The 26,785-nt window shown below is 67.4% G+C and carries 29 protein-coding genes; 18 read left to right on the forward strand and 11 right to left on the reverse strand.

Annotation, left to right across the window (positions count from 1 at the left end):
• Window positions 1–95: 95 nt before the first annotated feature.
• Window positions 96–1,553, forward strand: a complete 1,458-nt coding sequence (locus P0D77_RS05875) for a DHH family phosphoesterase (RefSeq protein WP_277555312.1) — start codon at window positions 96–98, stop codon at window positions 1,551–1,553.
• A gap of 46 nt (window positions 1,554–1,599) precedes the next feature.
• Window positions 1,600–2,439, forward strand: a complete 840-nt coding sequence (locus tag P0D77_RS05880; RefSeq protein ID WP_277555313.1) for a CBS domain-containing protein — start codon at window positions 1,600–1,602, stop codon at window positions 2,437–2,439.
• Between the two features lie 32 nt (window positions 2,440–2,471).
• On the opposite strand, the gene P0D77_RS05885 is transcribed toward P0D77_RS05880, so the two are convergent.
• The 4 genes from P0D77_RS05885 to P0D77_RS05900 all read right to left on the reverse strand — a co-directional run bounded on the left by P0D77_RS05885 (window position 2,472) and on the right by P0D77_RS05900 (window position 5,802).
• On the reverse strand, window positions 2,472–2,708 hold the full coding sequence (locus P0D77_RS05885; protein ID WP_277555315.1) for a DUF7543 family protein: 237 nt from the start codon (window positions 2,706–2,708) through the stop codon (window positions 2,472–2,474).
• A 65-nt stretch (window positions 2,709–2,773) separates the two neighbouring features.
• Entirely contained in the window at window positions 2,774–2,959 is a 186-nt protein-coding gene (locus P0D77_RS05890) for a hypothetical protein (protein ID WP_277555317.1), read from the reverse strand.
• Between the two features lie 229 nt (window positions 2,960–3,188).
• The gene (locus P0D77_RS05895) at window positions 3,189–4,535 is read right to left on the reverse strand and encodes a S8 family serine peptidase (RefSeq protein ID WP_277555319.1); all 1,347 of its coding nucleotides are present in this window, start codon (window positions 4,533–4,535) and stop codon (window positions 3,189–3,191) included.
• Between the two features lie 289 nt (window positions 4,536–4,824).
• Window positions 4,825–5,802, reverse strand: a complete 978-nt coding sequence (locus tag P0D77_RS05900; RefSeq protein ID WP_277555320.1) for an aldo/keto reductase — start codon at window positions 5,800–5,802, stop codon at window positions 4,825–4,827.
• 135 nt (window positions 5,803–5,937) lie between these two features.
• On the opposite strand from P0D77_RS05900, the gene P0D77_RS05905 reads away from it, so the two are divergent.
• From P0D77_RS05905 to P0D77_RS05915, 3 genes are all read left to right on the forward strand, one after another.
• Window positions 5,938–6,162, forward strand: a complete 225-nt coding sequence (locus P0D77_RS05905; protein WP_277555321.1) for a zinc ribbon domain-containing protein — start codon at window positions 5,938–5,940, stop codon at window positions 6,160–6,162.
• A complete protein-coding gene (locus tag P0D77_RS05910) occupies window positions 6,163–6,327 on the forward strand; it encodes a DUF8143 family protein (protein WP_277555322.1) in 165 nt (54 codons plus the stop codon).
• Between the two features lie 150 nt (window positions 6,328–6,477).
• Window positions 6,478–8,010, forward strand: a complete 1,533-nt coding sequence (locus tag P0D77_RS05915; RefSeq protein ID WP_277555324.1) for a cryptochrome/photolyase family protein — start codon at window positions 6,478–6,480, stop codon at window positions 8,008–8,010.
• 3 nt (window positions 8,011–8,013) lie between these two features.
• Here P0D77_RS05915 and P0D77_RS05920 read toward each other — a convergent pair whose 3' ends face one another.
• Complete coding sequence (locus P0D77_RS05920) at window positions 8,014–10,602, reverse strand: heavy metal translocating P-type ATPase (protein ID WP_277555325.1); 2,589 nt, start codon at window positions 10,600–10,602, stop codon at window positions 8,014–8,016.
• 179 nt (window positions 10,603–10,781) lie between these two features.
• On the opposite strand from P0D77_RS05920, the gene P0D77_RS05925 reads away from it, so the two are divergent.
• On the forward strand, window positions 10,782–10,982 hold the full coding sequence (locus P0D77_RS05925; RefSeq protein WP_277555326.1) for a heavy-metal-associated domain-containing protein: 201 nt from the start codon (window positions 10,782–10,784) through the stop codon (window positions 10,980–10,982).
• Between the two features lie 26 nt (window positions 10,983–11,008).
• On the opposite strand, the gene P0D77_RS05930 is transcribed toward P0D77_RS05925, so the two are convergent.
• The 3 genes from P0D77_RS05930 to P0D77_RS05940 all read right to left on the reverse strand — a co-directional run bounded on the left by P0D77_RS05930 (window position 11,009) and on the right by P0D77_RS05940 (window position 12,467).
• Window positions 11,009–11,602 (reverse strand): peroxidase-related enzyme, encoded by a 594-nt coding sequence (locus P0D77_RS05930; RefSeq protein WP_277555327.1) that lies wholly within the window; start codon window positions 11,600–11,602, stop codon window positions 11,009–11,011.
• Between the two features lie 64 nt (window positions 11,603–11,666).
• A complete protein-coding gene (locus tag P0D77_RS05935; protein ID WP_277555328.1) occupies window positions 11,667–11,867 on the reverse strand; it encodes a PLDc N-terminal domain-containing protein in 201 nt (66 codons plus the stop codon).
• 99 nt (window positions 11,868–11,966) lie between these two features.
• A complete protein-coding gene (locus P0D77_RS05940; RefSeq protein WP_277555329.1) occupies window positions 11,967–12,467 on the reverse strand; it encodes a metal-dependent hydrolase in 501 nt (166 codons plus the stop codon).
• An 81-nt stretch (window positions 12,468–12,548) separates the two neighbouring features.
• On the opposite strand from P0D77_RS05940, the gene P0D77_RS05945 reads away from it, so the two are divergent.
• Window positions 12,549–13,676 (forward strand): mechanosensitive ion channel family protein, encoded by a 1,128-nt coding sequence (locus tag P0D77_RS05945; protein WP_277555330.1) that lies wholly within the window; start codon window positions 12,549–12,551, stop codon window positions 13,674–13,676.
• A gap of 45 nt (window positions 13,677–13,721) precedes the next feature.
• A complete protein-coding gene (locus tag P0D77_RS05950; protein ID WP_277555331.1) occupies window positions 13,722–13,853 on the forward strand; it encodes a hypothetical protein in 132 nt (43 codons plus the stop codon).
• A 13-nt stretch (window positions 13,854–13,866) separates the two neighbouring features.
• Here the strand turns inward: P0D77_RS05950 and P0D77_RS05955 are convergent, their stop codons facing one another.
• Window positions 13,867–14,670 carry an aldo/keto reductase gene (locus tag P0D77_RS05955; protein ID WP_277555332.1) on the reverse strand — a complete coding sequence of 268 codons (804 nt, stop codon included), beginning with the start codon at window positions 14,668–14,670 and terminating at the stop codon, window positions 13,867–13,869.
• Between the two features lie 127 nt (window positions 14,671–14,797).
• Between P0D77_RS05955 and P0D77_RS05960 the strand changes: the two genes are divergently transcribed.
• From P0D77_RS05960 to gghA, 3 genes are all read left to right on the forward strand, one after another.
• On the forward strand, window positions 14,798–15,145 hold the full coding sequence (locus tag P0D77_RS05960) for a 2Fe-2S iron-sulfur cluster-binding protein (protein ID WP_277555333.1): 348 nt from the start codon (window positions 14,798–14,800) through the stop codon (window positions 15,143–15,145).
• Window positions 15,146–15,244: 99 nt separating this feature from the next.
• Window positions 15,245–15,850 carry a DUF998 domain-containing protein gene (locus tag P0D77_RS05965; protein ID WP_277555334.1) on the forward strand — a complete coding sequence of 202 codons (606 nt, stop codon included), beginning with the start codon at window positions 15,245–15,247 and terminating at the stop codon, window positions 15,848–15,850.
• 82 nt (window positions 15,851–15,932) lie between these two features.
• A complete protein-coding gene (gene gghA / locus P0D77_RS05970; protein WP_277555336.1) occupies window positions 15,933–18,452 on the forward strand; it encodes a glucosylglycerol hydrolase in 2,520 nt (839 codons plus the stop codon).
• Between the two features lie 33 nt (window positions 18,453–18,485).
• On the opposite strand, the gene P0D77_RS05975 is transcribed toward gghA, so the two are convergent.
• Complete coding sequence (locus tag P0D77_RS05975; protein ID WP_277555337.1) at window positions 18,486–20,108, reverse strand: potassium channel family protein; 1,623 nt, start codon at window positions 20,106–20,108, stop codon at window positions 18,486–18,488.
• A gap of 52 nt (window positions 20,109–20,160) precedes the next feature.
• Here P0D77_RS05975 and P0D77_RS05980 point away from each other — a divergent pair, with 52 nt between their 5' ends.
• The gene (locus P0D77_RS05980) at window positions 20,161–20,559 is read left to right on the forward strand and encodes a hypothetical protein (protein WP_277555338.1); all 399 of its coding nucleotides are present in this window, start codon (window positions 20,161–20,163) and stop codon (window positions 20,557–20,559) included.
• A gap of 44 nt (window positions 20,560–20,603) precedes the next feature.
• On the forward strand, window positions 20,604–20,858 hold the full coding sequence (locus tag P0D77_RS05985; RefSeq protein ID WP_277555339.1) for a CDGSH iron-sulfur domain-containing protein: 255 nt from the start codon (window positions 20,604–20,606) through the stop codon (window positions 20,856–20,858).
• Window positions 20,859–20,861: 3 nt separating this feature from the next.
• Here P0D77_RS05985 and P0D77_RS05990 read toward each other — a convergent pair whose 3' ends face one another.
• Window positions 20,862–21,728, reverse strand: a complete 867-nt coding sequence (locus P0D77_RS05990; RefSeq protein WP_277555340.1) for a cytochrome c oxidase subunit 3 — start codon at window positions 21,726–21,728, stop codon at window positions 20,862–20,864.
• A gap of 147 nt (window positions 21,729–21,875) precedes the next feature.
• Here P0D77_RS05990 and P0D77_RS05995 point away from each other — a divergent pair, with 147 nt between their 5' ends.
• From P0D77_RS05995 to P0D77_RS06015, 5 genes are all read left to right on the forward strand, one after another.
• Window positions 21,876–22,031: a DUF7563 family protein gene (locus P0D77_RS05995; protein WP_277555341.1), complete on the forward strand. Its 156-nt coding sequence runs from the start codon at window positions 21,876–21,878 to the stop codon at window positions 22,029–22,031.
• Window positions 22,032–22,105: 74 nt separating this feature from the next.
• Entirely contained in the window at window positions 22,106–22,534 is a 429-nt protein-coding gene (locus P0D77_RS06000) for a DUF488 domain-containing protein (protein ID WP_277555342.1), read from the forward strand.
• 70 nt (window positions 22,535–22,604) lie between these two features.
• The gene (locus P0D77_RS06005; protein ID WP_277555344.1) at window positions 22,605–23,999 is read left to right on the forward strand and encodes a hypothetical protein; all 1,395 of its coding nucleotides are present in this window, start codon (window positions 22,605–22,607) and stop codon (window positions 23,997–23,999) included.
• Complete coding sequence (locus P0D77_RS06010; RefSeq protein ID WP_277555345.1) at window positions 23,996–24,298, forward strand: DUF7410 domain-containing protein; 303 nt, start codon at window positions 23,996–23,998, stop codon at window positions 24,296–24,298. Before P0D77_RS06005 ends, P0D77_RS06010 begins: the two co-directional genes overlap by 4 nt.
• Window positions 24,299–24,393: 95 nt before the next feature.
• Window positions 24,394–26,667, forward strand: coding sequence for a DUF7527 domain-containing protein (locus P0D77_RS06015; protein ID WP_277555346.1), 2,274 nt, complete (start codon window positions 24,394–24,396; stop codon window positions 26,665–26,667).
• Window positions 26,668–26,785: the final 118 nt, after the last annotated feature.

Raw genomic sequence — 26,785 nt, forward strand, 5'->3', positions numbered from 1 at the left:
GCTCCCAGCGACGCGGGTAGCGGCCCACGCGAATCATTCTCAGTGTGTCGGCGGACGATAGCGTTTTTCCCGGCCGGGACCGATTCACGGCTGTAATGCGCCGGCTGGTGTTGGGGTGTGGCAGCCTCGGAACCCACATAATCGAGGAGTTGTCCGGTCGGCAGGGAGAACTCCACGTCATCACCGACGAAAGTGGTCGAGCGACTGCCCTCCGCGAGGAACACGTCTCGGCGGCCGAAGCCGACCCGTTAGACCCCACGAACTACCCCGACCACGCCGACATCGTCTTCGTCGCTGGCCCGTCCGCGACGGACAACCTCTCGGCGGCCGACCACGCGCACCGACACTTTCCGGACGCGATGCTCGTCGCGTACGCCGGCGAGGACGCCACCGAGGCCGACCTCCGAGCGATGCGAGAGCTCGCCGACCGCGTCATCGACCCGATCGGAATCCAATCCGACCGCATCCTCGACGTGTCGACGGGCGTTCGCGCCGACCGCCTCCGTCGGATGGCGCGGGCGTTGCGGTCGGTCGACGGCAAACTGGCCGTCGTCGCTCACGACAACCCCGACCCCGACGCCATCGCCGCGGCGGTCGCACTCGTTCGCGTCGCACAGTTCGCTGGCACAGACGCGCAGGCGTGCTACTACGGCGACATCTCTCACCAGGAGAACCGTGCGTTGGTGAACCTCCTCGACATCGGGATGCGCCGACTCGACCCCGACGACGACCCACGCGAAGAGTTCGACGCGTTCGCGCTCGTCGACCACTCGCGACCGGGCGTCAACGACAGTCTCCCCGACGACATCGAACCGATCATCGTCGTCGACCACCACCCACCGCGAGAGCCGGTCGACGCGGGCTTCATCGACCTCCGTGACGGCGTGGGGTCGACGTCCACGCTGCTCGTCGAGTACCTCGATCGCTTCGGGCTGACGCCCGACTCACGCCTCGCGACGGCGCTGTTGTACGGCATCCGAATCGACACGAAAGAGTTCACCCGTGAGGTGGCAGAAGCCGACTTCGACGCCGCCGCGTACCTGATGCCGATGGTCGACACCGACGTGCTCGCACGGGTCGAGTCTCCCAGCGTCGACCCCGCGGTGTTCGACGTGTTGGCGCGGGCTATCGAGAACCGCGACCAGCGAGGGACGGCACTGGCCTCCGGCGTCGGTGAGATACGCAACCGCGACGCCCTCGCGCAGGCGGCCGAACACCTCCTAAATATGGAGGGCGTGAACACGACCGTCGTGTACGGCTATCAGGACGGCGTGATATACGTCTCCGGTCGGACGCGCGGGGCCGACCTCGATTTGGGTGAGACGCTCCGCGACGCCCTCTCTCAGATCGGTTCTGCGGGCGGGCACGCGGATATGGCCGGTGCGCAGATTCCGCTCGGTATCCTCGCGGACGTGGAGGACGGGTCGAAAGAGACGCTCGCTGATATCGTCGACGACATCATCGCCGGACGACTCTTCGAGACGCTCGCAGACGCGCCATCTGCGCCCGTGCGAACCGCCGAGCGTGAACTGCGGTTCCCCGACGAAGATTGATTCTGGTGAGGAACCCTTACCACGTCGCCCGCCGAAGCGCCGACGAATGAGCGACACCCGGCACACGGCGTCGAAGCCGAAGGTGAAGGCGTACATGACCCGTGACGTGGCGACGGTGTCGCCCGACGACACGGTTCGCGAGGCGGCCGAGCGAATCATCGACAGCAACCACAACGGCTTCCCCGTCACCGACGGGCGGACGGTCGTCGGCTTCGTCTCCGCGCGTGACCTCCTGTTGACCGACACCGACGCGCCGGTGTTCACCGTGATGAGCGACGACATCATCGTCGCGCACCCGGAGATGAACGTCAACGACGCCGCCCGGGTCATCCTGCGGTCGGGCATCCAGAAACTCCCCGTCGTCGACGATGCGGGCAACCTCGTCGGCATCATCTCTAACACAGACGTGATCCGCTCACAGATCGAACGAGCGACGCCTGAGAAGGTTGGGAAACTGATGCGGACGCTCGAAGAGATTCACGGCGTCGGCACGACCGAGGAGCGCCGAACAGTGTCGCTCAGTGCGCTGTTACCGACGCAGGCGCGCGTGTACGCCGACGAGTTGGAGGGTCGCCGCTACGAACTCGAACGCGGACTGGCGGAACCCCTCGTCGTCATCGACAACCCCAACGAGAGCGGCGAACTCGAAGACGACGGCACGCTCGTCCTCGCCGACGGTCACCACCGCGTGATGGCGGCCCACCGCCTCGGCATCGAGGAGATGGACGCGTACGTCATCGTCATCGCCGACCACGTCGACTTGGGGATGGCTAAGACCGCCCGCAAGGAGGGACTCGGTTCGATCACCGACATCGAGGTGGTCGACTACGCGCGCCACCCACTTGTCGAGACGACCAAACGCTTCCAGTCCGAGGACGGCGACTGACGACGACGGTCCTCAACTGCGGTCGCCCCCGGTTACGCCGCGTCGTCGCGGTCGAACTCGACTTTCCACTCCGCGAGCAACGCCTCGGCGTCCGTTCGGTCCTCGACACGCTGACGGCGGTACGCTCGCCCGTCTGGTGCCTGTTCGAGTCTGTCCACACGGACGACGACGCTCCCGTCTGCGTGTTCGCGGAGACGGATCGTCGCGAGTCCGTCCGCACGCTCCCACTCGTCGTACCGGTCGGTCGTCTCGACGGGGCTCCAACCCATACCGACCGTTCGCGTGCTCCGGGTGTTAATTCGGGGGGTTTGCCCGCCCTCGTTGCTCCCCTCGGTCATTGGATGGCTCCTCCTGCGGCGAACCGCAAGCCCGTCAGCGGACTTTGCGTCGCCCCACACTCCGGGCAGATACTGTACCCGAGTATGTCGTAGTCGACCCACGTTGACGGCACGCGCGTCCGGCAGCAGGAACACTCGAACGTCGACTGCTTGGGGAGTGCTTGGGTCACCGACTCGTGCATAGCCGGGGTTGTGACGGGGTCGTCCATAGTTGTACGGCGACTAACCAGGCCATACGTGGCCGTTTGGGCCCTCTCGATCGCTCGACGGGTTCTGGTCAGTCGGAGCGAGTGGCCGAACGAGCGTCCTCGCGTCGGTCGGTGACGTCGTACGCGAACGGCGGGTACATACGTCGACCAGAAGGAATTTGCGACGGGATTCGTGGAGGGGACTCGGTCGGAAGCGGCCGAGTTACAGCGCGTCGACGATGTTGAGGTAGCCCGACCCGTAGTACGTCTTGTCGTACCCGTCGGGGACGTCGGCGGCCCGTTTTAGTGCGCTCTCGAGTTGGTTCGCGTTGTAGTCGGGGTTCACGCTCTTGACGAGGGCGGCCGCGCCCGCGACGTTCGGCGCGGCCATCGAGGTGCCGGCCTTCCAGGCGTATCCCGGTTCGGAGCCGACGTAGTTGCCGTCGTCGTCGGTCAGGGGAGTCGAGACAGTGTTGAACACGAGGTCCCACGCGTACGCAGGGATCTCATCGACGAGTGGAGCGAGGTACCTGTCGTTGATACGGTAGTCACCGCCGGGGGCGGCGAGATCGACTGCGTTTGTCCCGTAGTTCGTGTAGTTCGACGGTGACTCCGGCGATGCTTCGAGGTCTTCCCCCGCGAACAGCGCGTAGCCGTAGCCGACCGGGCCGGTCGCTGCCACAGAGAGTGCCTGTGCGCCCTCGTTCGGCAGGCTGATCACGTTCCCGTCGTGTTGGAGGTCGGCGGCTTCGTTGCCCGCGGAGATGACGAGGAGCGTGCCTTCCTTGTTCGCGTACGTCATCGCCTTGTTGACCATCCCGCCGTAGAAGCTCCCGAGTCCCTCTCGAGGGATCGGGTACGCGCCGAGAGATAGGTTCGCCACGTCACAGTCGTCCCGGGCCGCCTGTACGACGGCGGCGAGGAGGATAGAGAACGCGCCGTTCGTGCCACCGAAGTCGGAGAACACACGATAATCGACTAAGTCCGTCGCCGGAGCGGTTCCGGCGACACCGGTCGTCCCTGCCGTCTGTGCCGCGGCGATGCCCGCGACGTGGGTCCCGTGGTCGCCACCACCGGGGACACCCGCACCGAGGCTGTCTCCGGTGAAGTCCCGAGACAGGTCGGTATTCACTTCGAGATCGGGGTGGCTGGCGTCGACGCCCGAGTCGATGACCGCGAGCCGCGTCCCTTCACCTTTCGTAGTCTGGTGAGCGGTCGGGACGTCGAGGTCCTGCTTGTCCCACTGGTACGCATAGGACTCGTCGTCTACGGCCTCACCTTCGTACGCTTGTGACTTCACAGAGGGATCTGCGGTCTCGATTTCGAGGTCCGGTGCGTACGACTTCACCGCCCTCGACTGTTGCACGTCCGACTCGCTGCCGCGGACGACAGCACAGCCAATCTCGGGGAGGTCGAAGACGATGTCGAGGTCGGAGAGTCGTTTCTCCTCCTCCGTCTTCACGATGAACCGATCCGACCGCTCCGCCGCTACCACAGTCGACCCGGCGAAGGCGCCGCCGAGTACACTGCCGCTGAGCTTCAGGAAGGTCCGTCGGTTATGGCCTGCCATACCACATCCTCGATTTTGTCATCTATAAGTATTTGTAACTAATGTAGAATAGTATCCAAATTTATGCTATATATCAATACTGTGTGTACCCGACCACGCTGGTAGGTGAGGCGTGGCGTCGGTGACGAACGTTGGCAGCGTGACGGCCGAGTTCTCGACGACCGGGGTGCGTCGTCTCCTCACCCGACACAGTGGAAGCCATCGCCGACGAACGAGAAGATCCACGTGACCTGACGACTTCGTCGTAATCCTCCGAAACAGTCGCTGGTCCCGCTACCGAGTGTACGGGTTACTCGTGGCCCGAGACGCGAACCGGCTGATACGGCTCTTCTAAGTACTCCATCTCCGAGGTGGACAGCGAGATGTCGAGCGCCTCCACCGCATCCTCGAGGTGTTCGACGCTCGTGGTCCCGACGATGGGCGCGTCTACCTCCTCTTGTTCGAACAGCCACGCCAACGCGATCTGTGCCATCTTCACGCCCTTCTCGTCGGCCAACTTCTCGACGCGGGCGTTGATCTCGTCGCCGCCACCCTCCAGGTACGGGTGGCGACGGGCGTGTTCTTCGCTCTCGCCGCGCGTCGTGGAGTCCAGTTCCGCGACGGGACGCGTGAGCCACCCACGCGCGAGCGGCGACCACGGGATGACGCCGACGCTCTCTCGATCGCACAACGGGAGCATCTCCCGTTCCTCCTCGCGATACAGCAGGTTGTAGTGATTCTGCATCGTCGCGTACCGCTCCAGTCCGAGGCGGTCGGCGGCGTGTAGCGCCTCCGCGAACTGGTGGGCCCACATCGACGACGCGCCGACGTAGCGAGCCTTCCGGTGGCGGACGGCCTCGTCGAGTGCCTCGATGGTCGCCTCGATGGGCGTGTCGTAGTCCCAGCGGTGTGTCTGGTACAGGTCGACCGTGTCCATCCCCAGTCGCTCTAGAGAGTTGTCGAGTTCCTGTTGGATGGCCTTGCGCGAGAGACCGCCGGAGTTGGGGTCTCCGTCGCGCATCTGGAAGTACCCCTTCGTCGCGACGACGAACTCGTCGCGGTCGTACTCGCCCAACGCTTCCCCGAGCACTCGCTCGGACTCGCCCGCCGAGTACATGTTGGCGGTGTCGAAGAAGTTGACCCCCAACTCGACCGCGCGGTCGACGAGTTCCGTCCCCTCCTCCTCGCCGAGGACCCAGTCGCGCCAGTCGGGGTCGCCGAAGCTCATACAGCCCAGGCAGATGCGCGAGACGGTCATTCCCGTGTCTCCGAGGGTGGTGTACTCCATACGCGAGGCTCTCGGGGGGAGGACAAAAACCCGCGTGCCAGTGGTGACTGCCGCCGTCGGTAGCCGAGTCGTCCGACGGTCCCCCCAGTTGTCGACCGCCCAAGACTTATTCCGTCCCCCGCGGAAGCCGCGACTATGGCATCCGAGCCCTCCACCGGTGGCGACCACGGCTGTCCGAAGTGCGACCACACCGATGCCGAGGTCGGCACCATCTCGACGACTGGCGGCGGTCTGAGCAAGATGTTCGACATCCAGACGAACAAGTTCCGGGTCGTCTCGTGTACGAACTGCGGCTACTCGGAACTGTACCGCGACACCGGGTCGAGCGGCAGCGACATCGTCGACGTGTTCTTCGGGTAGATGGCGGCTGTCGGCATCGCGTCCGTCGTCTTCCTCCTGCTCGCGCTCGCCGTGCCGCTGGCGCTGTACCTCCTCGTGCGCGAGGAACGGGAGCGCGACGCCGCAGACGTCCGCGACCGCGAGTCCGCAGAGCGGGCCGCACGCCGCGACACCCGCGAGCGGTAACCGGGGTGGCGACGCCCCCCTAGGCGCACATCTGCCACAACGGCCTTTGTCGATGCCGCCGTAGTTGATCACACGCGATCCGACCGACAGCACCGCTTTCACAGCAGCACGCCCATCCGTTCCCGCACTCATCACTCACCACACACCACTATGACCGTCTGGCTCCTCGGCGACCAACTGTACCCGGACGCCGCACCGCTGCAGTCTGCCGACCACGTCCTACTGATCGAGGCACACGGCTTCGCCGAGCGGATGCCGTACCACCCGCAGAAACTCACGCTCGTCTTCTCCGCGATGCGACACGTCCGCGACGACCTTCGCGACGCAGGCTACGACGTGACGTACATCGAGGCGGAGTCGTTCGGCGACGGCCTCGACGCCTACTTCGAGGCGAACCCTGGCGACTCGTTGGTGCTCCAGCGACCGCCGAGCCACGGCGCGGGTGAGCGACTGAAGCGACTGGTCGAGGAACGTGGCGGCGACTGCACGCTCGTCGAGAACGACTGCTTCCTCACGACACCCGCCGAGTGGGACGACTGGACCGACGCGGACGGCGGGTCGGGCGCGACGTATCGCCAGGAGCACTGGTACCGGCACGTCCGCCGGGAGACGGGCATCCTGATGGACGACGGTAACCCCGTCGGCGGCGAGTGGAACTACGACGACGAGAATCGCGAGACGCCGCCCGACGACTGGTCGCCGCCGCCGATACCGGAGTTCGAGGCCGACGAGACGACGCGAGAGGTCCACGAGTTCGTCACCGACCGCTACGACGACCACTGGGGGAGTGCCGACCTCGCGGAGTTCGTGTGGCCGGTCACTCGCGAGGAGGCGTTGCAGGCGCTGGAGCAGTTCGTCGCCGTCCGCCTCCCGGAGTTTGGGCCGTATCAGGACGCGATGGTGGAGGGTGAGTGGGCGCTTGATCACTCGCTGCTGTCGCCCGCCATCAACCTCGGCCTCCTGCACCCGCGTGAGGTGGTCGACGCGGTAGTGGAGGCGTACCACGACGGCGTCGACGGCGACGGTCCCGAGATTCCGCTCAACTCCGTGGAGGGGTTCGTCCGGCAGGTCATCGGGTGGCGGGAGTTCATGCGCCACGTCTACCGCGAGGCGATGCCGGAGATGGCCGAGGCGAACCAACTCGACCAGACCGAACCGCTCCCGGAGGCGTACTGGACCGGTGAGACCGACATGACGTGTCTCTCGGAGTCGGTCGGACACGTCCGCGACCACGGCTACGCGCACCACATCGAGCGCCTGATGGTGCTATCGAACTTCGCGCTCGTGTACGGGGCGGACCCGCAGGAACTGAACCGCTGGTTCCACCTGGGCTTCGTCGACGCCTTCCACTGGGTGACGACGCCGAACGTCGTCGGGATGGGGTCGTTCGCGACGGACGTCCTCTCCTCGAAGCCGTACGCCTCCTCTGGGAACTACGTCAACAAGATGAGCGACTACTGCTCGTCGTGCCCGTACTACCACACCAAGACAACCGGCGAGGGCGCGTGCCCGTTCAACGCCCTCTACTGGGACTTCCTCAAGCGCAACGAGGAAGTCCTGCGCGGCACCGGGCGGATGGGGCTGATGTACTCCCACGTCGACGGGAAAGACGACGAGGAGTGGGACGCGATCCGTGAACGAGCAGACGACCTCCGCGAGATGGGCGCGAACGGGACGCTGTAAGCCTTAGCGGAACCGCTTGAGGATGCGGTACCGCTCGTCCGGGTCGTACGACCGGAATACGAGGCTGTTCGCCAGCACGGAGACGCTGGAGAACGCCATCGCACCCGCCGCGAGGACTGGCTGAAGCAGGCCCAGCGACGCCAGCGGGATCATCGCGGTGTTGTAGCCGAGCGCCCAGAACAGGTTCTGTTTGATCTTCGCGAGCGTCCCCTCGGAGACGTTGATGGCTTTCACCACGTCGAACGGGTCCGAGCGCATCAGCGTCACGTCGGCGGCTTCGATGGCCACGTCGGTTCCCGATCCGATGGCGACGCCGACGAACGCCGACGCCAGCGCCGGCGCGTCGTTGACGCCGTCGCCGACCATCATCGCCCGTGAGCCGTCGGCCTGGATGGCTTCGACCGCGTCGGCTTTGTCCTCCGGGAGGACGCCGGCGCGAACGTTGTCGGGGTCGACGCCGACCTGTTCGGCGACCGCGCGGGCGGTCCGCTCGTTGTCGCCGGTGATCATGTGGACGGCGATGCCACGGTCGCGCAGGGCGGCGACGGCCTGCTTCGCGGACTCCCGAACCTCGTCGGCGACCGCGAGGACGCCCAGCAGTTCGCCGTCACAGGCGACCAGCATCGCGGTCTTCCCCTCAGACTCCAGTTCGGCCATCGCGTCCATCGCGGGGTCGGGGTCGACGTCGTTCTCTCGGAGCAACTCCGGCTTTCCGACGACGACCGTGCCGTGTTCCGTCCGGGCACGGATGCCCTTCCCGGAGACGTTCTGGAGTACCTGCAACTCGCCGGGGTCGACGCCGCGGTCGCGCGCGCCGGCGACGACGGCCTCGGCGATGGGGTGTTCGCTCCCGTGTTCGGCGGTCGCAGCGGCCGCTAGCAGGCGCTCCTCTGCGGTGCGCTCGTCGTCGTCGACGGCGTCCTCGTCGGCGTCGGCAGGCACGGCGCCGTCGGTCGCGGCCGTCACGGGCCGGGCGTCGGTGAGCGTCATCTCACCGCGCGTCAGCGTGCCCGTCTTGTCGAAGACGACCGTGTCCGTGTCGCGCACCCGTTCGAGGACGTCGCCACCCTCGAACAGGACGCCGTGTTGCGCGCCGATGCTCGTGCCCACCATCGTCGCCGCGGGCGTCGCGAGACCCAACGCGCAGGGACACGCGATGAGCACCGCCGACGCGAACACCAGCACCGCGAACTCCGTCACGCCGACAGCGGCGGGGCCGCCGGCGGCGAGGCCCCACAGCGGCAGCGACGAGATGAAGGTGGCGAGCGTCTCGGGCGCGAGGTACCACACGCCGCCCCACAGCAGAGCGTTGGCGATGACGGCGGGGACGAAGTACGCGGAGATGCGGTCGGCCACGCGTTGGATGTCTGGCTGGCGCGACTGCGCCTCTTTGACGCGCTTGACGATCTGTTGGATCGCCGTCTCCTCGCCCACCTTCGTCGCCTCGACGACGAGGACGCCCGTCTCGTTGACGGTCGACCCGATGACCTCGTCGCCCTCCGTCTTCTCGACGGGGACGGACTCGCCGGTGACCATCGACTCGTCGACGGCGGACTCGCCCTCGACGACCACCGCGTCGGTCGGCACCTTCTCGCCGGGCTTCACCTTCAGATGGTCGCCGACCTCGACGTCTTCCAGCGGCACCTCCGCTTCGGTGCCGTCCTCGCGGACGACCGTCGCGGTGTCGGCCTCCATCTCCAGCAGCGACCGGATCGCTTCTCCTGCCTGCGATTTGGAGCGGGCTTCGAGGTAGTTGCCGAGCGTGATGAACACGAGGATGAGCGCGGCGGTGTCGAAGTACAGGCCCGCCTGCGGCAACACGCCCAGCAACGCGACGACCGAGTAGCCGTACGCCGTCGACGACCCCAGCGCGATGAGGACGTCCATATTGGCGCGGCGGTTCACCACGAGCGCCGTGTAGGAGTTCTCATAGAACTCACGGCCCAAGATGACCTGCACGGGCGTCGCCAGGGCGAACGCGACCCAGCCGACGTGGAGGCTCGTGCCCGGTATCTCGTCGGGGATGACGCCCGGCGCGAACAGTTCGAGGACGAGCATCGCGAGGAGGGGCGCAGACAGCGCCGCACCGAACAGCGTCAGACGGCGCTGGCGGCGCAGTTCGGCCGACCGCGCGGCGTCTTTCGCGGACTCGCCGCCGTCGCCATCCTCGTCGCGGATGGGTTCGTACCCCGCCGCCTCGATGGCGTCGTACACGTCGTCGAGGTTCGTGACAGACGGAACGTACCGGACGGTCGCCTCGTCGGTCGCGAAGTTGGCGTCGACGTCGATGACGCCCGGTAGATCGCCGACGGCGTCCTCGATGGTCGCCGAGCAGTTCGCACACGTCATCCCAGTGATGCCGACGCTGACCGTCTCGGCGATAGGGTCGTACCCCGCCGACTCGACCGCGTCGAAAAGGGTAGACAGTGAGACGCGGTCGGGGTCGAATGCGACGGTCGCCTCGTCGGTGGCGTAGTTGGCGCTCACCTCGCCCACGCCGTCGAGGTCGCCGACGGCGTCCTCGATGGTTGCAGCGCAGTTGGCGCACGTCATCCCGCCGATGTCGATAGTCACTCGGTGCTGATCACTCATTGGGTACTAGTACGGGGGGACTATTGATGCGGTTTTCCCCTTCGAAGTATCGGCTCAGAGCGCCTTTTGATCTTTGGAAGCAAAGTAGAGATCAGTCAGAACGACTCGATCGAAACCCCCTCTACGGATCCGAATCCGATACCGAAATTGGCATCACCCCCGATCGACTACGGCGACGTATGACGACGACAATGACCGTTAGCGGGATGACGTGTGGTGGGTGTGAGGACAACGTCGTGACTGCACTGAAGGCCATCGAGGGCGTTTCGAGCGTCACCGCCGACCACGAGGACAACGTCGTGACCGTCGACGGCGACGCCGACCCGCTTGACCTGATCGCAGCGGTTCCGGACCAGTACGACGTCGAGTCGACCGCCTGAGTGCGACACGGCCGACGGACGCTTCGCTACCGCCCCATCGTGTAGAACTCCTCGTTGGGTCGCCAGTCGGCGAACGTCGCCATCCGGTTGGAGAAGTTGAAGAACGCGGCGACCATCCCGATGTCCCACACCTCCTCTTCGGAGTAGCCAGCCTCCAGTAGCAACGCGAGGTCGTCACTCGTCACGGCGTCGGGTTCCTCCGTCAGTTTCACCGCCACCTCCAGCATCGCCATCCGCTCGTCGGTCACGTCGGCGGTGCGGTGGTTCGAGGTCAGTTGGTCCGCGAGGTGGGGGTCGTTCGCGTAGATGCGCACGAGTGCGCCGTGGGCGACGTTGCAGTACAGGCAGTTGTTCCGCCCGGAGACGGCGACGATGATCATCTCCACCTCCTCGCGGTCGAGGGTCGTGTCGTCGACGAACGCGTCGTGGAAGTCCAAGAACGCCCGGAAGTGACTCGGCTTGTACGCCAGTGCGCTCATCACGTTCGGCGTGAACCCGGCGCGGTCGGTCTCCTCGTCCAGTCGTTCTTGGATGTCCGCCGGCAGTTCCTCGTAGTCGGGGACGGGGAAGCGTCGCTGGGCGTCGTCGAGTAAGTCGGCCTGAACGGAGTCGTCGCTCATACCTCGGCGTTCGGCGACCGGGACTAAATCCCTACCCCCGAGCCGAGGACGGGTCGACCCGGCGTCAGTTCCGGCCGAGCAGGAAGTAGAGGACGAGACCGAGCAACGGCGCGAGGAACACGACGATGGCCCACAGGAACGCGGGGTGACTGCTGTTGCGCTGGGCGTCTTTGTACGTCCAGTACACCATATAGATGAACAGCGCCGTGAACACCAGCCAGATGACGAACGCGAGGGCACCGCCTGCGTTTTGGAGGAGGACCATATCCCGACGCCTCACGGCGCGGAAATATGTCTTGTGGTGAGTCCTCGCGTCGCCGTCACAGTCGGAGCGTCGTCGGACGATTGGATAACGGCCTGCCGCTCAGATCGGCAGTCCCTGCACCGCGAGGACGACCGACGCCGCCATCGCGAACACGCCGAGGCCGAACAGCCCCCAGTTCCACACCGTCGAGTCGGCGGTCGTCAGGTACAGCGACCACTCCTTCGGGTACGGCCACAGGAAGTTGACGCCGGCGGGTGTGATCACGTCGCCAAGCAGGTGGGCGACGACCGCGCCGAACCCGAGCAGGAAGCCGAACACGGGCATCGGCAGGCCGCCGGGGACGGCGACCGAGAAGATCGGTTCGACCAGCGTCGCCGCGCCCGCGAACACCGCGCCGACGACGCCCGCGAACAGCAGCGAGTGGGTCGGCCCGCGGTGCGGGACGCCCGGAATGCGGTGGTCGACGTCGGGCAACATCGCGAGGTACAACACCGTTCCGGCGACGAGTGCGGCGAACACGAGATAGCCGGTCGCGATCAGGAGGAACGTGATCGGTGCGAGCGTCAACATCGCGACGCCGAGGTGGCCCCGTCGGTACACGCTCGTCGGAACGACCGCCCCCGGTAAGAGCCCTCGGGCCGAGCGGCGGAGTTATCTCATCGGGTATCCATCCGGTCGCTAATGGATGCACTCGCCACGCTCGACTCGTTCGCGCCGTGGGAGGCGGCCGCGGTCGTGGTGGCTGTCTCGCTCGGGGCCGCACTCCTCGCAGAGTTCGTCGTCCTCCGGGCCGCCCAGCGGTTCGTCACGCGAACCGAGACCAAACTCGACGAGATCGTTCTCGCCGAACTCCGGGTGCCGTTGGTCGCCTCGTTCGCACTCGCAGGCGTGTTCCTCCTCACACGACTCGACGGCGTCGTCGCCGCGGTCCCGGTGTCGGAGCGCGCGTTGGAGGCGTTCTTCGGCGACCCCGCGCTGACGCTGGTCGTCGTCCTGTGGGCGTGGGCGCTCAACGAGACGGTCAACCGTGGCGTCGACTACCTCCAGGAGTCGGGCGCGCGCTACGACTTCGCGCCCGTCTTCTCGAACGTCTGGACGCTCGTCGTCGCCGTCGGCACCGTCGGGACCGTCCTCTACATCTGGGAGATAGACGTGACGCCCCTGCTGGCGGGTGCGGGCATCGCCGGCATCGCGGTCGGGTTCGCCGCGAAAGACACCGTTGCCAACTTCTTCGGTGGCGTCGCGCTGTACTTCGACGACACCTACCGCGTCGGCGACTTCATCGAACTCGACTCCGGCGAGACCGGGACGGTCGTGAAGGTGGGCGTCCGCTCGACGACGCTGCTCACGCGCGACGAGGTGATGGTCACCGTCCCCAACTCCGTGCTGAACGCGACGAAGGTGATCAACCAGTCCGCGCCATCGCGCCGCCGCCGCGTTCGCGTCCCGGTCGGCGTCGCCTACGGCACCGACCTCGACGAACTCGAGGAGTTGCTCGTCGACATCGCACTCTCGGAGTCGCTCGTCCTCGACTCGCCCAAGCCGCGGTGTCGCTTCCGCCGATTCGGCGACTCGGCGCTGGAGTACGAACTGCTGTGTTGGGTGGCCGCACCGACGCGCCGCGCGAAGGCGACGCACCGACTCAACCGTGCGATCCACGACCGCTTCGCCGAGGCCGGGATCGAGATTCCGTACCCACAGCGGGAGATATCCGTGCTCCGCGACGCAGACGCCGCGGTCGCCCCGAGTGAGCCGCCCGCCCCCGACAACGGATCGCCGCACGCGACGGACGGCGGCGACGGACCGTAGTGAGTCTCCCGCGGCGTTTAACCCTGCACGGGTCCAATCGCGCCCGTGCAACTCGGGCCGATAGACGCGCTGGTGTCGGTGTTCGGGCCGTTCGTGTTTCCGGTCCTCCTGTTCGCCGCGGGCGTCGTCGGCTATCTCGCCTTGCTGACGCTGAACCGACTCGGGATCGAGTTTTGACGGTCCCGGCCGCTCACTGGTTCCACGCCGCGCCGTCGGGGTCGATGAACCGTTCGCGGGCGTCGTAGGCGGCGATGCGGTCGAGGTCCTCCTCGTCTAACTCCAACTCCTGTGCCTCGTAGTTCGCGCGGACGTGGTCACCGGTCGCCTTCGGAATGGGTACGAGCGCCTCCTGTGCGAACGCCCACGCGAGACACACCGCCGCGGTCGACGTGTCGTGCTTCTCCGCGATCTCCGTGAGTAGCGGGTCGTCTAGCGCCTCGCCGCGACCCAGCGGCGAGTAGCCGACGAGGTAGTGGTCGTTCTCGACCGCGTACTCGCGCAGTTCGTCCTGCGGGAGCAGGGGGTGACACTCGACCTGGTGAGCGGCGACGGGCGCATCGAGGATGTCGCGCGCCTCGTCGAGCAACTCGGGCGTGAAGTTCGACAGACAGACGTACTCACACAAGCCCTCGTCGTGGAGTTCGTCCATCGCGCGAAGCGTCTCCTCGGGGTCGTACGCCGAGATGGGCCAGTGGACGTACAGCATCTCCACGGCGTCGAGGCCGAGTCGCTCCAGCGACTCGCGAGCGGTGCGCTTCGCGTCGTCGTACGCGAGGTTGTCGGGGTGCACCTTCGTCGCCACGACGACGTCCTCGCGGGGCACGTCCGCCCGGCGGATGCCCTCGCCGACGGCCGCTTCGTTGTCGTACATCTGCGCGGTGTCGACGTGGCGGTAGCCCAGTTCCAGTGCCTGTTTCACGGTCTCGGCACACTCCTCGAAGTCGTCGTTCTGTGAGGTGCCGAGTCCCAGCGCCGGGAGTCGTAGATCGGTCATCGTCCGGAGTGGGTCCGTCGAGGTGGAAAGCGTTCGGGAGGCGGAACCGTAGGCGTCGTCCGTGTCGAGCGTGAGCGACACCACGCCTGTCCCGACGTATTTGGCGTTCGCACCCGTACTGTCTCGTATGCCGACCGTTCGATTCCGCGGCGAGACCGTCGAGTGCGACCGCGGCGACACCCTCCGGGACGTGTTGCTCGCGGCGGGGCTGACGCCGCACAACGGCGGCGCGGACACGCTGAACTGTCACGGCTTCGGATCGTGTGGCACCTGTGCGGTGCGCGTCGACGGCGCGGTCTCCGACCCGACGCGCCGGGAGCGTCTTCGCCTGCGGGTGCCGCCGCACGACCCCGAGTCGGGCCTCCGACTCGCGTGCCAGACGACCGTCGAGGGCGACGTGACCGTCGAGAAGTTCCCGGGCTTCTGGGGCCAACACGTCGGCGCAGACGAGGATGACGGCTCGAGCGACGACTGACGACGACGCCCCACGCTGTCGCCCTGCCAACAGACTCCACTCTTCGCACGTTCGTTCCCGTGGGACAACGACCATGTACTCCGGCGCACACCCACGGGTATGTCCGTCTCTCGTCACCGCGTCGCCGCCGTCTCCGGCGTCGGTGCGTCCGCGCTCTCGTTCGGCGGCATCGTCCTCGCGGTCGCACTCGCGCCGTGGTTTTCCCTGACCGACAACGCCCTCTCGGATCTGGGCGTCGCCGACAGCGCCGCCGTCGCGACGGCGTTCAACTGGGGGCTGATCCTCGCGGGTCTCGTCGCCCTCCCGTACGCATGGGTGCTGTGGACGTCGGCGAGTGGGTCGCGCGGCCGCGTCGACAGCCTCGTCGCTCGCGCTGTCGCCGTCGGATTCGCACTCGCGGCGCTGTTGATGTCGGCCGTCGGCGTGTTCCCCTCGGGCGACCCGCTACACTTCCCGGTCGCTGCGGGCTTCTACCTCGCGCTCACCGCCGTCGTCGGCGTCGACGGCCTCCGACGCTGGCGAACCACGACCGGGAAAGCCGCCGTCGCGGGCGCGGTCGGCCACTTGGGACAGTGGTGGCTCTACGTCGAGGGCGTGCGTCTCGGGCCGGGACTGGCTATCCCCGAGTTGGTCGGCGCTGGCTTGCTCGTCGCGTGGGTGGTCGCCGGGTCGCCCGTCGCGCCGCTGGGTCGGGCGGGGCGGTGAGCAGGTCACGTCGCTGAGACGACCGCGCAACGCCTGACGCGACACGGTGCAATCAAGCCGATGGCGGTACTGCGGGCGAGTAATGAGTCTCGATTCCATCGGAGCGGCGACGCTGCACCCAGCCGAGACTGCGGCGCTCGTCGACCGACACGAGTCGGTGACGGCGACACACGACGACGAGTTCGCGGCGGCGAAGGAACTCTTGCCCGAGTTGGGCGCGCACGTCCACGACGACCACGCGACCGTCGGTATCTGGACGCCCGGTCTCGCAGACCACGGCGTGCCCGCCGACGCGGTGTACCTAGAGGTACTGACACCGCCCGCAGACACCGACCCTGGCGAGACGGACCTTCGGGCCGTCGAGTTCGACCGGTCGCTCGTCGAGACGCGCCGCGCGGGCGAGGTGACGTACGCCGCCGTCGAGGGGATGGTCGCTGGCACGCGCGACCGTCTCGGGTCGCTGTACCAGTTGGTGTACGAGGTCGACGCCGCCGACAGCGACGCCGACCCCGAGGACCTCCCCGGACAGGTCGGCCCCGACGGCCTCGGGACGGTACAGGACCCGCTCGCAGACTCCGTCCCCTTCGGCGCGTTCGCCCCCGCGGAACTGTACGACCGCGCCCGCCTCGACCGCGAACGCGACGACCGCGACTACTTCGAGGCGCTCGGAACCGACGAGGAACGCGTCTCGACCTCCGAAGACGACGGCCTCCCCCGGGTCGACCCTGCGACGAGTATGGTCGAGATTCACCCCGGAACCGCGACCGCATCTGAGTCGCTCGGCGGCCTCGCCGACTTCGTCGAGAGTGTCGGGGAAAAACAGCGCTCGGGCGAGTCGCTGTCGGCGTTCGAGCAGACGTTCGCCGGCTACGACGCCATCCAGTTGATGCCGGTCGAACCCATCACCGAACGCTCGGACACCGAGGGCGACTGGCGCGACCTGACCCGCGAGGGCGAGACGGCGACCGCGACGGTCGCCCGCCCGGACAAGGTGAACTGGGGGTACGACATCGTCGTTCGCGCGTTCTCCGCGCCCGCGCCGACCATCTTGGAGTCGGGCCGCCCGGACGAACTCGTGGACTTCATCGCCGCCTGTCACTCGCTCCCGAACCCGGTGAAAGTCGTCTTCGACGTGGCGCTTGGCCACGCCGACAACGGTGGCCTCGAAGTCCTGCCCGACCGCTTCTTCCACGGACCCGGGATGTACGGGCAGCACCTCGACTACCTAGAGCCGATGGTCCGCGCGCACGTCCTCGACCTCCAGCGACGCAAGATGGACTGGGGCGCAGACGGCATCCGCGTCGACGGCGCACAGGACTTCCGCAACTGGAATCCCGAGACCGAGGAGATGGAACACGACGACGCGTTCCTCGCGGAGATGGACGCCGTCACGCAGGAGGTCGCGGGCACGGAGTACCGCCCGTGGATGATCTACGAGGACGGCCGGCCGTGGCCGCGCCACGACTGGGAACTCGCGTCCACCTACCGCACGCTCATCGACCAACACCCCCACTCGTTCCAGTGGTCGCCAATCACGTTCGCGCACAACAAGCCCGCGATGCTCACCTTCTGGGCGTCGAAGTGGTGGCGCGTCCGGGAGGTGGCGGACATGGGCGGCAACTGGATCACCGGCGTCGCCAACCACGACACCGTCCGCCGCGGGACACAGGTTGACGTCCCCGAGTCGTGGGAGGGCGACCCGATCAACCGCTATCTGGGCGACTCCGCCCCGGAGATTATCGACCGCGCGTACGACAACCCCGCGACGAACGCCCTGCTACACTGCCTGTTGCCGGGCGTCCCGATGGACTTCCTCAACGCCAACGCCCGCGGGCCGTGGGGGTTCATCCGCGACACCGACGCCGCCTGGAACGTGAAGGTCGTCGCCGACGAACACAACCTCGTCGACTGGCAGGTCCGCGAGGAGGACTACGACGACGACCGCTTCTTCCAGCGGTTGAAGGCGATGGGCTTCGAGACGCGCGAGGAGTTGGACGACTTCGTGAAGGCGCTGGCGTCGACGGTCGACCCGACCGACTACGACCGCGAGACGATGGCGACGATGCTGTCGGCGCTCGACTTGGCGATCGAACCCGACGCGGAGGACCTCGATCGGTTCGCCGACGCGTGGATGCGCGACGTGGCCGACTTCGCCAACCTCGCGAACTGGACGGACGACCAGGACGCCGAGCGGACGGCGTTCAACCGCCGCGTTCGCGAGTTCCGGCAGGACCGCCCGTGGCTCCGCGAGTCGATGCGCCTCCCCGACGCCCCCGACGAGGAGGGGCCGGGCATCGCGCCCGCAGACGCCGAGGCGACCGACCGCTTCGGCTACCGCAACCCCGCGAACGGGTCGGTCGTCTACTACGGCCTGCGGGAGTCGCCCAACGGCGACGAGCGTGTGCTGTTCGTCGGAAATATGGAAGGTGCACCGGAGTCGGTCACGCCCGCCGACCTCGTCGACGCAGAACTGGACCCGGCGGCGTTCGAGGCGGAACTCGTCGCACCGGGTGTCGCAGCAGAGCGTGAGACGCCGCCCGCGGTCGACGAGGCGGTGACGCTGGCGAACGGGCAGGCGGTCGTGTTCGTCGACGCAGAGTGAGGCCATCGACGCGGTCGCCGCTGCCGTGACCGCTCACGCGAACAGTTCGTTGAAGCGGTTCACCGCGTCGTCGGTGCCGGCGACGACAAGCGTGTCGCCCTCGACGACTTTCGTGTCGGGGCCGATGTCCGTCAGCAGGTCGCCGTCGCGTTCGATAGCGACGACGGTGCACCCGGTTCGCGCGCGAACGTCGGCGTCTGCGAGGCCACGCCCCTCCAGTGCGGGGGCGGCGGTGCGGACGAGGTCGACCTGCGTCTCCGGGCGAAGCACTTCCTCGTCGAGGAGGTGGGAGGCGAGGAGGCGACCGGAGACGGTCGACAGCGCGAGGACGTACTCTGCGCCCGCACGATAGAGTTTCGGCACGGAGTCGGCGTCGTTCGCGCGGACGATGACCTCCGCACGCGGAGCGACCTGCTTCACCGCCAGCGTCGCGAAGATGGTCGTCGTGTCCGAGTCGAGTGCGAGGACGACCGCGCGGGCGTCCTCGACGCCCGCCTCCTTCAACGTCTCGCGGTCGGTCGCGTCGCCGACCACGTCGACGCCCGGCTTGTCGACCTCGTCGACGACGACCACGTCGTCGGTCGGCCGGAGTTCGTCGGCGGCGCTGTGGCCGACCATCCCATAGCCGGCGACGAGGACGCGCCCGCGGCGGCGCTGTCGGGTCTCCGAGAGGGTCAGTTGCTTGAGCGCCTCCAGTTCGGACTCGTTGCCGACGACAAGCAAGACGGTGTGTTCGTCGATGACGCGTTCCGGGCGCGGCGGCGACTCGAACTCGCCGTCGTCCCACGCGCCGAGGACGTTCGCGCCGGTTCGCTCGCCGATGCCCGACTCGGCGACTGTCCCGCCGACCAGTGGACTCCCGTGGTGGACGAGCAGTTCTGCGATCTGGAAGTCCTCGCCAATCTCGACGCCGTCGCCGAGTTCGTCCGCGACGCTGGCGGTGGCTTTCGCGCCGAGGCTCTCCCCGAGCAGACGGCGCGGCGAGATGACGCGGTCTGCCCCGGCGTACCGGTGGTAGTCGGCCACGTCCTCGTCTTCGACGAGGCTGACCACTCGGAGGTCCTCCGAACACTCACGCGCCGAGAGGACGACGCTTGCGTTCGTCTCGTCGTCTGCGTCGGCGACGAGCGCCCGTGCGTTCGCGGTGTTCGCGCGTTCGAGCGTCTCGACCTCTTCGGGGTCACCGTGGACCACGTCGTAGTCGTCCGAGAGGTCGATCGCCTGTTCCCGGTCGTCGACGACGACCACGTACGACTGGTCGCGTGCGTCGAGTTCCCGCGCGAGCGTCGCGCCGCGAGGGGTGAACGAACAGATGACGACGTGGTCGCGTTTCGTCGTCGCCCGCGGCGGCGACGTGGATATCGCCTCGTTCACCAGCGGGACGATGATCGCCGGCAACGCGAGGAAGATGATACCGACGCCAGCCAACTGCATCCCCACCATCAGCAGTAACATTCCGTCTGCGTCCCACTGGTTCACGTCGATGCCGAACCCGGTCGTCGTGAACGTCTCCACGACCACGTACAGCGAGTGCGCGTAGCCCACCTGCTCGCCCTCGAAGGCGGCGAACCCCCACTGGTAGACGAACGCGAGTAGGAGCATCACGCCGAACACGCCGAGGAGGTACTCGGCGGCGCGGCGGGTCGTGGATACCATACCACGCGTTCCGGGTCGGGCGGATTAAACGCCACGCACCCGGATCGGTCGTGTGAACTCCTGGCACCGTGACGCCGTCCTCGCGGCGGGTGCAACTGTGGCTCTCCTCGTGGCGACGCGACTGCTCGGCCTCACGTTCTGGTCGTTCGGCACTCGCCCAGCGCTCGTGGCCGCCGCCGTCGGCGTCGCAGGCGCGGTCGCACTCGAACTCGTGATGGCCCGCAACCCTGGGCGAGCGCGACGCCTGTGGGCCGATCGGCGGGTGCGCTGGGGCGGGACGCTCCTCGTCGCCGTCGGTGGGCCACTCGCGGCGGCCGTGGGCGGGCGGGCGCTCGCACCGCTCGTTCTCGCGTGCTTGCTCGGCGGCCTGTTCGCGTACTTCCTATTGTTGACGGGTGTACTGTCGGGTGTGCTCGCGCCGCCGGAGACGTGGTTCGCGCGAGAGGAGTGACTCGGCGGGGTGAGAGTGAAGCGTCCGGCCTCCCAACGACGACCGTGCGCGAAGTCACGCTCGATGCGACCGGCCCGGTCAAGTTCGACGCAGACGACCTCGACGAGAAGCACAGCGACATCGCCGTCTGTCGCTGCGGGCTGAGCGACGAATTTCCGCTGTGTGACGGCTCACACCGACAGACGGAAGCCGAGGAAGAGGGCGTCCGCTACAAGTACGTCGACGGGGAGCGCCGAGTAGTCGAGGAGATTCGCTTCGCTGAAGAATCGACGGACGAACGGAAAACGGACGAGTCGTAGTCGTTACGCGCCGACCTCGGCACCGACGTACAGCGCGATGACGAGGAAGATCCAGACGGCGTCGACGAAGTGCCAGTACATCGAGGCGGTCGTCACGGAGACGTGCCGCTCTGCGGAGTACTGCCCCTGCAGGCCGCGGATGAACACGATGCCGAGCAGCACCGCGCCCATCGAGACGTGGAGACCGTGGAGGCCGGTGAGGCCGTAGAACGCCGACCCGAACAGCCCGGAGGTGAGGGTGAAGCCTTCGTCGATGATGAACACGTAGTACTCGTACACCTGGCCACCGATGAAGACGATACCGAGCAACAGCGTCACGGCGAGCCAGCCGAGGAACTTCTTGCGGTCGTTCTTGCGGATCGCACCGTGGGCGAAGTGCAGCGTCACCGACGAGAGGATCAACAGCCCCGTGTTGATGATGACGAGCGACCCTAGCAGGTGCGGAAGGTCGCTGGCGATCTCCACCCACGCGTCCTGCGAGCGGATGAAGAAGAAGTACGTGAAGCCAGCGCTGAAGGTGGCGATCTCGGAGCCGAGGAACGCGAGCATTCCCCACCTGAGTTTGTTCGCGCTGTGTTCGTCTGCGCCGCGTTCCCAGAAGTGGACGACGAACGCGTGGTACATCCAGCCGTAGAGGCCGACGAGGAACAGGCCGATGCTGCCGACGATGACGGCGGGACCGACCATCGGCCCCACGAGGTTGCGGTCGCCGACAGCCATCAGGTATAGTGCTGCACCGATGTAGATGCCAGCGCCCCCGAGCGCCGTGACGAACGGCCACCACGACGCCTCCCCGAACCCGCGCGGCCAGTCTTCGACCGCCGGGAGGTGGTGCCCGTCGTCGTGGGCGCCTTCCGTTTCTGTAGCCATAAGCGCGGGTAGCCGACGAGGAGACAAAAATCCTCCCACACGCGCCGGCGGTCGTGGCGCGGCGCGACCGATCGAACGACAAGATTCCGACTAGTTTCCACAAACGGCCGATACACATACTACCGTAGCGCACACACAACAGGTTGTATGCCGGAGTGTAGGAACTGCAGTTCGTTCGTCACCGAGCGGTACGTTCGAGTGTTCGCCCCCGAGGGGATGAACAACGTCCGTGTCTGTCCGTCGTGTGAGGACATGGTCCGAGAGGGTGCCGAAGTGCGAGAGGCCCGTTCGAAACGCGTCTGATCGCGACTCGGTCTGCGGCTTCCTTCTGCTCGCTCGCCGGGATGCTTTTCACTGCGCAGCGTCCCGCTTCGTCGATGGCACTGTTCGACACGTACGTCGCCGCGCTACAGCGCAACCGGGTCGACCTGCCCGACGGGACGCGACTCATCGGGGTGGTCCGCCGGCCGACGCGATGGCTCCACGCCGCGGTCGACGAGAACTGCCCGGCGCTCGCGCCACCGTCGGACCTCCTCGACGACCACGCCGACGCCGCCGAGTCGTTCCGTATCGACGGCCTCTGCGCGGACGGCGCACACAACGCCGCGTGGGACCGCGTCGAGTTCGCGTCCCGGTACCGCGAGTATCTCGCCACTGACCCCGACGCCCGCGATGCGGTTCGCGACCTCCGTTCGGCACTCGCATCCGGCGAGGACGTCGCACTCGTCTGCTTCGAGAACACCGAGAAGAAGCGGTGTCACAGGACGGTGTTGCGGTCGGTGGTGACCGAGGAAGACGCCGACTGACGGCCGAGTCGCTGGCCCCCCGCGTCGACGTTTCGCAAGCTACTCCTTTGGGCTACGCCTAGCGACACCGATGCGTCGGCCTCTTCGACTACGTCGACTCGTGCGCCGGGTGACACCGGCGCTCGCGCTGGTCGTCCTCGCGCTAGCGACGGCCGGGCGCGCCACCGCCCACGCTGGCGGCATCCGCGCGGCCGCCCGCGAGACGGTGACGGTCCCGACGTGGCTGTTTCTCGCGACTGGCGGCGCCGTCGTCGGCGCGTCGTTCCTGCTTGCGTCGACGGTCACCGACCGCTCGTACATCCGCCTGATCGACACGTGGGGGCGTTCGCTCCCGGCGGTCGGCACCCTCGCACGTCGACTCGGGCGGGCTGTCGGCCTCCTCGCACTCGCGGTGACGCTCGTGGCGGGCGTTCTCGGCCCCCTGGATCCGATCCGAAACGCGGCCGTCCTCATCGTGTGGGTCGGTTGGTGGGGGCTGTTCGTCCTCTCGGCGTACCTCGTCGGTAACGCGTGGCCGGCGGTCGACCCGTTCCGCGCCGTCGCGAGCGTCGTCCCGTCGCTGAACCGACCCTATCCCGACCGTCTCGGGTCGTGGCCGGCGGTCGTCGGTCTCCTCGCGCTGGTGTACCTAGAGGTGGTGACGCCGCTTGCAGACGACCCACGCCTGCTCACGAGCGTCGTCGTCGGCTACCTCTTGGTCGCCGTCGCGGGTAGCGCCGTCTTCGGCGTCGACGATTGGTTCGGTCGCGCCGACCCCGTGTCACAACTGTTGGCGGCGTACGGCCGCGTCGCGCCGGTGACGAAGACGGCAGATGGATTCCGCTTGCGACTGCCGGGGATGGGCCTCACCGACGCCGACTGGGTCGACGGGCGCGACGACGTCGGGTTCGTCGTCGCCGTCGTGTTCGTCACCACGTACGACGGCTTCGTCGGCACGGGCTTGTGGGAAGCGATGGCCCGACCGCTCGTCGAGGCTGGTGTGCCGGCGCTCGTGGTCTACTTGGCCGCGATGCTCGCGGGGTACGTCCTATTCTTGTGGGTGTATCTCGCGGCCGCGCGAACCGCCCGACGAACTGCCGACACGTTCCTCACGGCCGCGGAACTCGCGCGACGGTTCGCGCCGTCACTGTTGGCTATTGCGGCGGGCTATCACTTCGCGCACAACCTCGGCACCGTCCTCGCGTTGACGCCGACGCTGGCGGCGGTGCTCACGTCGCCGGTGTCGCCGCCGGCGTCCCTGCCACAGTTGTTGATTCCCGGGTGGGTCGGTGGTGTCGGCGTCGCCGCGGTGTTGCTGGGGCACCTACTGGCGGTGTGGGTGGCCCACTCGACGGCGTACCGACTGTTCCCCGACCGCTTGCAGGCGGTGCGGAGCCAGTACGGCGTGACAGTCGCGATGGTCGCGTACACGATGGTGAGTCTGTGGATTATCTCGCGCCCCGGAGGTGCGCCCCCGTTCGTATGAGCCGAACAGACACGACCCCGAAATCGAACTCGCGCCCGGAACACGGCTACTCGTTCCACGTCCCGGCAGACACCGACGTGTACGAGTGCCCCCGCTGTGGACGGCCATTCGCCCGCGAACGCCACCGCGACCTTCACCTCGGGCAGACGCACCGCGGCCTCTCGGAGTCGGAGCGAACGGCGTACGACGCGGCGAGCGAAGACGAACAGTCCGACCTGCGGCGGTTCCGAATCGTCGCGCTCGGACTGCTCGTCTTATTCTACTTCGGGTTCTTGTTCCTGTTCGCCATCTTCGGGTGAGCGATCGGAACCTGTCAGCAAAACCACGATACGGCGTCGGACAGTCGTCCGACCAGGCGGAAGGTATTTGCGTCGCACCGAGCGATGTATCGCCGATGGACGGCGAAACAGTCGATACGGTGACCGGATGGGAGTCCGAGCCGCTCTCGGGGGGGATCGACGGGCTCCGCGGTCTCCAGTCCCGCGAGTTCACGGGAGCGGTCACCGAGGGACACGCGTGGCTGTTTATGTTGAACGGCCGTATCGTCGGCATCTTCGACGGCTCGCTGGAGTCGTTCGAGGAGGCTGACGGCACAGCCTACGCTGCGCCCGACCCCTCGCTCCCGCTGTTGTACGCGATGCGGGAGACGGGCGGTGAGACGAAAGCACGGTACTACACGAACGACACGGCGCTGTCGGCGGCCGACGCCAAACTCTCCTCGGGGAAGTTCACCGGCTACGTCGAACTCTCCGAGAACGTCCTCTCGGGCGACTACTACGTGGTCTACTACGGTGGGCGTCGACTCGCCTGCGCGTTCGTCGGGACGGGCAAGCAGAAGAACGTCCTCACCGACGACGAGGCGTTCGACGCCGCCGACGACGAGGTTGGCATCTACGAGGTCGTCGACGTCGACATCGACGTGGTCGAACTCCCCGAACCAGAACCCGAACCGGAACCCGAACCAGAGCCGGAACCGACGGCGGGAGCCGATGCGACCACGGAGTCGGTCGACGACGCCGAGGCGGATGCGCTCGGTGTAGAGGACGAGGATGACGACGGAGTGGCCGACGCCGCCGTACAGGAACCGGACGGTGTCACCTTCGGCGCGAACGACGACACCGTTGCGGACGACGGCCACGCCGCCGTCGGCGACGTGCCGGCAGACGACGACTCGACCGACGTGCGCTCGACGGTCGCCGAATCCGAAGACTCCCTCGCCGCGGACGCTACCTCAGGCCGAGTCGAAGAACCGAGCGACGATGGCTCGATGGCGGCCGACGCCTCACAGGTGAACGACCCGCTGTCCGACGCCCGGGCTACACGCCGAAGCGACGAGCGGTCCGAGTCTGTGGCCGACCCCGCCGTGCGCGACCCTGCCGACGCGGGCGATGCGGACGACGCGGCCGACACGGCCGACACCGACTCGTCGGGCGACCCGTTCTCGGCCGAAGAGCAGTGGCGCGAGACGAAGTCGATTCCGTCGCTGGACCCCTCGGAGACCGAGATTCCCACGGAATCGCCGGCCAACGGTGCGACCACCGCTCAGCAACGGGCGCGCCGCGCCGCGACGCGCGAGGAGACCAGCGAGGCCGCGTCGTCGTCGAGACGGCCGGCCGGGGCGTCGTCTTCGTCGTCGGCTACCGACCCCGGCGAGGGGTCGGGCACGCCTGCCTCACCCGCCGAGTCGACTGCGGAGTCGACCGCCGCGATTCGTGAGGAGTTGGCGACGGTTCGCCAGGAACGCGACCGCGCCCGCGACGCCGTGCGCGAGGCACGCGAACAACTCGACGCCAGCGAGAGCGACCTCGACCGCCTGCGCGACGAGAACGCTCGGCTCTCCGACCGTGTCGAGGAGTTAGAATCGCAGGTGTCGGACCTCCGCGAGGAGTTAGAGTCGGCGCGAGCGAACGCCCCCACGGGCGGGGCCGCCGGAGACGCCGCCGCGGGGCAGTCGCTGTCGCCCGACCGAGCGCTCGCGGGGACGAACCTGTTCGTCCGCTACGACACGAAAGGTGGGGCGACGCTGTCGAAGGCGCACGCTGGCGGCGCGACCCGGTCGGACGTGAACGACAACCTCCGATTGGAGGTACACACCGACTTCGAAGCCGACGACGTGGCCGTCGACGGGTCGCCGTTCCGGGAGTTCCTCACCGACACCATCGAGTACGGCTTCGTCGAGTGGGCGGTGCGCGAACTCCTCTACGAGATTCAGAGCACGGGCAACGAGTCTGCACTCCGTGACCTGTTCGACGCCATCCCCGAGGTCGACCGTGCGGAACTCAACGGCACGGTCACGGTCGAATCCGACGGCGACGAGGCGAGCGACCACGCCTTCGACGTGGTCCTTCGCGACCGGATGGGCAATCCCCTCCTCGTCGCCGACGTGACCGAGGGGCGCGACGCGACGACCGAGTCGATGCTCGACGGCCTCGTGGGCGAGGCGAGCGCCGTCGCCGACGCCGACGAACACCTCGCGAGTGCGTTCTACGTCACCGCCTCCTTCTTCGAACCGGGAGCCCTCGAAGCGGCGGCCGACGCGACGGGTGGCGGTCTGCTCAGCCGGAACAAGCGGAAGAGTTTCGTGAAACTCGCGCGCAAGCAGGGATTCCACCTCTGTCTGGTCGAGTCACGCGAGGGCGAGTTCCACGTGAACGTCCCCGAACTGTAGCCGCGTCAGACGGACGCGTCGCTTTCGGCGGTGATTCCGGTTTTCAGAACGCCGAGGCTCACGAGCGAACGAAGTGCCGAGAGAACGAACCGCAGACGCATCGCTCGTTAGACACGCG

Source organism: Halobaculum limi, from assembly GCF_029490015.1.
Classification (GTDB): Archaea; Halobacteriota; Halobacteria; order Halobacteriales; family Haloferacaceae; genus Halobaculum; species Halobaculum limi.

Bases quoted from the DNA above. Each gene is read 5' to 3' on its own strand.
- P0D77_RS05890 (WP_277555317.1), bottom strand. From the start codon at position 2,959: ATGCACGAGTCGGTGACCCAAGCACTCCCCAAGCAGTCGACGTTCGAG.
- P0D77_RS05900 (WP_277555320.1), bottom strand. From the start codon at position 5,802: ATGGAGTACACCACCCTCGGAGACACGGGAATGACCGTCTCGCGCATC.
- P0D77_RS05885 (WP_277555315.1), bottom strand. From the start codon at position 2,708: ATGGGTTGGAGCCCCGTCGAGACGACCGACCGGTACGACGAGTGGGAG.
- gghA (WP_277555336.1), top strand. From the start codon at position 15,933: ATGAGTCTCGATTCCATCGGAGCGGCGACGCTGCACCCAGCCGAGACT.
- P0D77_RS05955 (WP_277555332.1), bottom strand. From the start codon at position 14,670: ATGACCGATCTACGACTCCCGGCGCTGGGACTCGGCACCTCACAGAAC.
- P0D77_RS05880 (WP_277555313.1), top strand. From the start codon at position 1,600: ATGAGCGACACCCGGCACACGGCGTCGAAGCCGAAGGTGAAGGCGTAC.
- P0D77_RS05935 (WP_277555328.1), bottom strand. From the start codon at position 11,867: ATGGTCCTCCTCCAAAACGCAGGCGGTGCCCTCGCGTTCGTCATCTGG.
- P0D77_RS05910 (WP_277555322.1), top strand. From the start codon at position 6,163: ATGGCGGCTGTCGGCATCGCGTCCGTCGTCTTCCTCCTGCTCGCGCTC.
- P0D77_RS05895 (WP_277555319.1), bottom strand. From the start codon at position 4,535: ATGGCAGGCCATAACCGACGGACCTTCCTGAAGCTCAGCGGCAGTGTA.
- P0D77_RS05945 (WP_277555330.1), top strand. From the start codon at position 12,549: ATGGATGCACTCGCCACGCTCGACTCGTTCGCGCCGTGGGAGGCGGCC.
- P0D77_RS05915 (WP_277555324.1), top strand. From the start codon at position 6,478: ATGACCGTCTGGCTCCTCGGCGACCAACTGTACCCGGACGCCGCACCG.
- P0D77_RS06000 (WP_277555342.1), top strand. From the start codon at position 22,106: ATGGCACTGTTCGACACGTACGTCGCCGCGCTACAGCGCAACCGGGTC.
- P0D77_RS05965 (WP_277555334.1), top strand. From the start codon at position 15,245: ATGTCCGTCTCTCGTCACCGCGTCGCCGCCGTCTCCGGCGTCGGTGCG.
- P0D77_RS06015 (WP_277555346.1), top strand. From the start codon at position 24,394: ATGGACGGCGAAACAGTCGATACGGTGACCGGATGGGAGTCCGAGCCG.
- P0D77_RS05925 (WP_277555326.1), top strand. From the start codon at position 10,782: ATGACGACGACAATGACCGTTAGCGGGATGACGTGTGGTGGGTGTGAG.
- P0D77_RS05975 (WP_277555337.1), bottom strand. From the start codon at position 20,108: ATGGTATCCACGACCCGCCGCGCCGCCGAGTACCTCCTCGGCGTGTTC.
- P0D77_RS06010 (WP_277555345.1), top strand. From the start codon at position 23,996: ATGAGCCGAACAGACACGACCCCGAAATCGAACTCGCGCCCGGAACAC.
- P0D77_RS05920 (WP_277555325.1), bottom strand. From the start codon at position 10,602: ATGAGTGATCAGCACCGAGTGACTATCGACATCGGCGGGATGACGTGC.
- P0D77_RS05995 (WP_277555341.1), top strand. From the start codon at position 21,876: ATGCCGGAGTGTAGGAACTGCAGTTCGTTCGTCACCGAGCGGTACGTT.
- P0D77_RS05960 (WP_277555333.1), top strand. From the start codon at position 14,798: ATGCCGACCGTTCGATTCCGCGGCGAGACCGTCGAGTGCGACCGCGGC.
- P0D77_RS05875 (WP_277555312.1), top strand. From the start codon at position 96: ATGCGCCGGCTGGTGTTGGGGTGTGGCAGCCTCGGAACCCACATAATC.
- P0D77_RS06005 (WP_277555344.1), top strand. From the start codon at position 22,605: ATGCGTCGGCCTCTTCGACTACGTCGACTCGTGCGCCGGGTGACACCG.
- P0D77_RS05990 (WP_277555340.1), bottom strand. From the start codon at position 21,728: ATGGCTACAGAAACGGAAGGCGCCCACGACGACGGGCACCACCTCCCG.
- P0D77_RS05930 (WP_277555327.1), bottom strand. From the start codon at position 11,602: ATGAGCGACGACTCCGTTCAGGCCGACTTACTCGACGACGCCCAGCGA.
- P0D77_RS05905 (WP_277555321.1), top strand. From the start codon at position 5,938: ATGGCATCCGAGCCCTCCACCGGTGGCGACCACGGCTGTCCGAAGTGC.